Genomic DNA, 5,290 nt, shown 5'->3' with positions numbered 1-5,290 from the left:
TGCCAAGCCTCCATGGACGGATTTACGGCGTCCCCGCACTCCGGCACCGCCCAACCAACCCACGGAACGCACGCTGTTGCTGTTGCGTCTGATGTTGCCGGCCAGCGGCCGGCACTACCGAAATGAAGAACGGGCGCCTTGGCGCCCGTTTCTTATTTGAACTTGTAGACCACGTTCATCGTGGTCAGCGTATCGGTCTTGCGCTTGTCGACAGCGACGTCGCTGTTGTAACGCGCCTGCCAGCCGGCCTTCAGCGCCAGGTGCTCGTTCATGCTCACCGAGACGCCGAAGTCGTTCTGGCCGAAGGTGTTGTACGAACCGGATTCGACCAGCAGCGTGTTCACCAGGTCGGTGTTGTCGGTCAGCGAGTATTTCAGGTCGAACTGGCCGCGGCCGATCATGCCGGTACGGGTGCGGTCATCCTCGGTGCTGTGGGTACGGCGCACGCCGGGGCCGATCTGCGCGTCGAAATAGAAGCGCTCGGTGTTCCACAGGCGGGTGCCGTAACCCAGACCGAACGAGCTCTGGCGGTCGTAGGTGGCGAAGTCGTCGCGCTCGGTACGCACCGTGGCCGTCAGCTGGCGGTGCTCGCCCAGCTGCAGCGCGCTGCCCGCACTGCCGGTGTAGCGGTTGGCAGTGGTGTTGCTGCGGCGGGTGGTGGTGCCGTCGTCGTTGGTCTCGGTCACCTTGGAGCTGGAGCGCAGGCCGAACAGGTCCATGCTGTGCACCCAGTCGCCGTCGGTGTAGCGCAGGCGCAGGCGGCCGTTGAAGCTCTCGGTGCTGCTGTTGCCGCGTGCCGAGGCAAAGCCGAGCTCGCCGCCGCTGCCGCTCCACGGCGAGGACATCGCCGCCAGTTCGGAGGCATCCTGCGCGTATGCGAGCGGCGCACACAGCAGCAGGGGGATCAGCAGGGACACGCGCAGGGACATCGAGGCTTCTCCGGAACGGTTAACAGCCGGTGATGATACTGGAAGCGTGATGGCGGTCCGAATCGATCCAAAGCGTGCTTCAGCGAACGTTGCCGCGATCGCCTATTCAGGGCAGATCGACACGCAATGCGGGGTCGTTGAAGCGCGAATAGCGCAGGCGCAGCTGGAAGCTGCGGCCATTGCTGCTGCCGCTGCGCACGATCTGGCGTGGCAGGCCCTGGGCATCCACCCAGTACTCCAGGCGTTCGCCGGGCTGGTTGCCGCGCAGCCGGTAGTGACGGGTCTCGACCCCGTCCAGCGCCTGGCTGCCGAGATCTTCGGCCTTCAGGTCGGCGGGCAGGGCGTCGGCCGGCAGCGGGTTGCGCCACTGCTCGAGCAGGCCGGGCGGGGCCGGCACCTGGCGGATCGCACCGTCGGCCTGCAGGAACAGGGTGTCGCCGATGATGGTCTGCGGCCCGGCCGGGGTCTCCACCCGGAAACGGTCGGGTGCAACGAAGTCCATGGCGCTGCGTACCCGCTGCGGCGCGCCCAGCACTTCCAGTTCGGCGTGGAAGCTGCGCAGGGCGGCGAAACGCTGGCTGGCACCCAGCACCGCCTGTGCCGGATCGGCGGCGGGTACCGGGGCCTCGGTGCCCGCCGGCGCCGGCGCGCGATCGCAGGCGGCCAGCAGCAGGCAGGCCAGCAGGGACAGGGCAGGCAACCGGCGCATCGGGCATTCCATGGGGTGGGGGCGACCACGATAGCCCAAACGTCCCACACAAGACCCGCGACTCGGACATAATCGGGGGTATGGACCGATACGAACGCATCACCGCCCTGCATCGTCTGCTCAAGTCCGCGCGCTATCCGGTGACGGTGGCGACCCTGCAGGACAAGCTCGGTTGTTCCCGTGCCACCGTCTACCGCGACCTGGCCTTCCTGCGCGATGCGCTGATGGCACCGATCGAGGGCGACGGCGAGGCCGGCTTCCGCTACCAGGCCGACGAGAGCGATCGCTTCGAGCTGCCCGGCCTTTGGCTCAGCTCGGAGGAGCTGCATGCCCTGCTGGCCTCGCAGCACCTGCTGGCGCGTACCGGCGGCGGCGTGCTGTCGTCGGTGCTGGCCCCGCTGCAGCAGCGCATCGAGAGCCTGTTGGCAGCCCAGGCCGGTGTCTCCAGCTGGCCGGTCGACCGCGTGCGGGTGATTCCGCACCGTGGCCGCAAGTTCGATGAAGGCAGCTTCCGCAGCGTGGCCTCGGCGGTGCTGGAGCGCCGTCAGCTGGCGTTCGAGTACCGCGCCCGCTCCACCGACGAGCCGACCAAGCGCACCGTCTCGCCGCAGCGCCTGACCCATTATCGCGACAACTGGTACCTGGATGCCTGGGACCATGATCGCGAGGCGCTGCGCAGTTTCGCGGTGGACCGCATCCACAAGGCACGGGTAATCGACAGTGCCGCCCGCGATGTCGCCGACAGCGAGCTGGACGAGCAGCTCGGCGCCAGCTATGGCATTTTTTCGGGTGCGCCGAAGGGCTGGGCGACCATCCTGTTCAGCGCCAAGGCTGCGCGCTGGGTGGCCGACGAGCACTGGCATTCCAAGCAGCAGGGTCGTTTCCTGGCCGATGGCCGCTACGAACTGAAGGTGCCGTACAGCGTCTCGCGAGAGTTGCTGATGGACGTGCTGCACTATGGTTCGGATGCCGAGATCATCGAGCCGATCATGCTGCGCGAGCAGGCCAAGGCGCTGCTTGAGCTGGCCCTGAGCAACTACGAAAAATCCTGACACTCCCCCCCGAGAACCCCGTCCCCCATGAAGAAGACCCTGTTGCTGTCCCTGCTCGCCGCTGCGCTGGCCCTGACCGCCTGCGGCAAGTCCGGCGAGCCCTCGCAGAAGCTGGTGGTGGCCGCCACGGCCGTGCCGCATGCCGAGATCCTCGAGGTGGTCAAGCCGATCCTCAAGCAGGAAGGCGTGGACCTGGACGTGCGCGTATTCAACGACTACGTGCAGCCCAACGACCAGCTGGTGCAGAAGCAGGTGGACGCCAACTACTTCCAGACCGAGCCGTACCTGGATGCCTACAACCGCGACCGCAAGACCGACCTGGTGAAGGTGATCGGCGTGCACATCGAGCCGTTCGGTGCGTACTCGCGCAAGGTCAAGTCGCTGGCCGAGCTGCGCGACGGTGCCGACGTGGTGATCCCGAACGATCCGAGCAACAACAGCCGCGCGCTGATCCTGCTGCACAAGGCCGGCGTGATCGAGCTGAAGGACCCGGCCAACGCGCTGTCGACCCAGCGTGACATCACCGCCAACCCGAAGAACCTGAAGTTCCGCGAGCTGGACTCGGCGATGCTGCCGCGCGTGCTGGACCAGGTCGATCTGGCCCTGATCAACACCAACTATGCGCTGGACGCCGGCCTCAACCCGACCAAGGATGCGCTGGCGATCGAGAGCAAGGATTCGCCGTACGTGAACTTCCTGGTCGCGCGCCCGGACAACAAGGACGACGCCCGTGTGCAGAAGCTGGCCAAGGCCCTGACCAGCCCGCAGGTGAAGGCCTTCATCGAGAGCAAGTACAAGGGCGCGGTGCTGCCGGCGTTCTGATTGCGGCTGATCTGTTGATTTGAATGGTGGGTGTCGACCTTGGTCGACACTGCCTTTCCTGTAGAGCCGAGCCCACGCTCGGCTCTGCTGTTTCCGGCATTTCACCAACGGCAGCCGAGCATCGCTCGGCTCTTCCGTGTCACTCCACGTGCCGCAGCAGGGCAGGGCATTGCAGTTTCAATCGACGTGGAAGGCGAGGGTGGCGGCAACTGCCTGCTGCCATCCCGCATACAGCTTCTCGCGCCGCGACACCTCCATCTGTGGCTCGAAGCGCCGGTCCAGGCCCCACTGTGCAGCGATCTGTTCGCGGCTTGACCAGAACCCGACGGCCAGGCCGGCCAGATAGGCCGCACCGAGCGCGGTGGTTTCGGTCAACCGCGGCCGCAGCAGCGGCACACCGAGGATGTCTGCCTGGAAGCCGGCCAGGAAGTCGTTGCCGATCGCACCGCCATCAGCGCGCAGCTCGGTCAGTGCGATGCCCGCATCGGACTGCATGGCATCGAGCACGTCGCGGGTCTGGTAGGCCATCGCTTCCAGCGCGGCGCGCACGAAATGCGCCTTGCCCGTGCCACGGGTCAAGCCAAACATCGCACCGCGCACATCACTGCGCCAATAGGGCGCACCCAGGCCGACAAACGCCGGCACCAGATAGGCGCCGCCGCTGTCGGGCACCTGCGCGGCCAGTGCCTGGCTGTCGCTGGCGCGTTCGATCATGCGCAGTCCGTCGCGCAGCCACTGCACCACCGAGCCGGCGATGAAGATCGACCCTTCCAGCGCATACTCCACGCGCCCGTCCAGGCCCCAGGCAATGGTGGTCAGCAGGCCGTTGCGCGACCGCACCGCCTGCGCACCGGTATGCATCAACATGAAGCAACCGGTGCCATAGGTGTTCTTGACCATGCCCGGCTGGAAACAGGCCTGGCCGAACAGTGCCGCCTGCTGGTCACCGGCGATGCCGGCGATCGGGATCGGGTGGTCGAAGAAGAACTGCGGCCGGGTGTGTGCGTATACCGCACTGGAGTCGCGCACCTGCGGCAGCATCGCGCGCGGGATGTCGAGCAGGGCCAGCAGATCGTCATCCCAGTCCAGCGTGTGGATGTTGAACAACAGCGTGCGCGCCGCGTTGCTGTAGTCGGTCACATGCGCCTGGCCGCCGCTGAGGTTCCACACCAGCCAGCTGTCGATGGTGCCAAACAGCAGCTCGCCACGTTCGGCGCGCTGCTGCGCACCTTCCACGTGGTCGAGGATCCAGCGCACCTTGGTCGCAGAAAAATAGGCATCGATCAGCAGGCCGGTCCGCTCGCGGATCAGCGCTTCATGGCCTTCGGACTTCAGTCGTTCACAGATGGCGTGGCTCTGCCGCGATTGCCAGACGATGGCGTTGTGGATCGGCTGGCCGGTGGCACGGTCCCAGACCACGGTGGTTTCGCGCTGGTTGGTGATGCCCAGTGCGGCGATATGGCGCGGGTCGATCTGCCCGCGACTGAGCAGTTCGGTCAGCGTGGCATAGACGCTGGTGAGGATCTCGCGCGGGTCATGCTCGACCCAGCCGGGTTGCGGGAAGATCTGCGCGAACTCGCGTTGCGCGCTGCCGATGATGTCGCCGGCACGGTCGAACAGGATCGCGCGCGAACTGGTGGTGCCCTGGTCGATGGCCAGCACGTAGCGGGGCGTCATGCAGCGTCTCCGGTAGAGCAGTCAGGGTAACTTACCTTTCTCTCTGTAGAGCCGAGCCATGCTCGGCTGCATTTGCACAACGCAGCCGAGCATGGCTCGGC

Annotated in this window: 5 protein-coding genes; 2 read left to right on the top strand and 3 right to left on the bottom strand. The window is 66.4% G+C overall.

All coding sequences use genetic code 11. The features are described from left to right. Positions 1 to 152: 152 nt before the first annotated feature. Together ABGA94_RS14065 and ABGA94_RS14060 are read right to left on the bottom strand one after the other, a co-directional pair. Entirely contained in the window at positions 153 to 929 is a 777-nt protein-coding gene (locus tag ABGA94_RS14065) for a YdiY family protein (protein WP_005419541.1), read from the bottom strand. A 106-nt stretch (positions 930 to 1,035) separates the two neighbouring features. Continuing rightward, entirely contained in the window at positions 1,036 to 1,638 is a 603-nt protein-coding gene (locus ABGA94_RS14060) for a hypothetical protein (protein WP_069139700.1), read from the bottom strand. Positions 1,639 to 1,718: 80 nt separating this feature from the next. Here ABGA94_RS14060 and ABGA94_RS14055 point away from each other — a divergent pair, with 80 nt between their 5' ends. Together ABGA94_RS14055 and ABGA94_RS14050 are read left to right on the top strand one after the other, a co-directional pair. Further along, a complete protein-coding gene (locus ABGA94_RS14055; protein ID WP_005419539.1) occupies positions 1,719 to 2,690 on the top strand; it encodes a YafY family protein in 972 nt (323 codons plus the stop codon). Between the two features lie 27 nt (positions 2,691 to 2,717). Next, positions 2,718 to 3,512: a MetQ/NlpA family ABC transporter substrate-binding protein gene (locus tag ABGA94_RS14050; protein WP_053500668.1), complete on the top strand. Its 795-nt coding sequence runs from the start codon at positions 2,718 to 2,720 to the stop codon at positions 3,510 to 3,512. A 177-nt stretch (positions 3,513 to 3,689) separates the two neighbouring features. Here the strand turns inward: ABGA94_RS14050 and glpK are convergent, their stop codons facing one another. Next, complete coding sequence (gene glpK, locus ABGA94_RS14045; RefSeq protein ID WP_065178005.1) at positions 3,690 to 5,189, bottom strand: glycerol kinase GlpK; 1,500 nt, start codon at positions 5,187 to 5,189, stop codon at positions 3,690 to 3,692. Between the last annotated feature and the right edge of the window lie 101 nt (positions 5,190 to 5,290).

The sequence above is a fragment of the Stenotrophomonas sp. 3diitr2024 genome (assembly GCF_042136455.1).
GTDB lineage: Bacteria > Pseudomonadota > Gammaproteobacteria > Xanthomonadales > Xanthomonadaceae > Stenotrophomonas > Stenotrophomonas sepilia.
Note: the sequence above shows the minus strand (reverse complement) of the source record. Positions and strands in the feature narration are given on the sequence as shown.

Excerpts from the sequence above, each read along its gene's own strand:
- ABGA94_RS14065 (WP_005419541.1), bottom strand. The coding sequence starts at position 929 with ATGTCCCTGCGCGTGTCCCTGCTGATCCCCCTGCTGCTGTGTGCGCCG.
- ABGA94_RS14060 (WP_069139700.1), bottom strand. The coding sequence starts at position 1,638 with ATGCGCCGGTTGCCTGCCCTGTCCCTGCTGGCCTGCCTGCTGCTGGCC.
- ABGA94_RS14055 (WP_005419539.1), top strand. The coding sequence starts at position 1,719 with ATGGACCGATACGAACGCATCACCGCCCTGCATCGTCTGCTCAAGTCC.
- ABGA94_RS14050 (WP_053500668.1), top strand. The coding sequence starts at position 2,718 with ATGAAGAAGACCCTGTTGCTGTCCCTGCTCGCCGCTGCGCTGGCCCTG.
- glpK (WP_065178005.1), bottom strand. The coding sequence starts at position 5,189 with ATGACGCCCCGCTACGTGCTGGCCATCGACCAGGGCACCACCAGTTCG.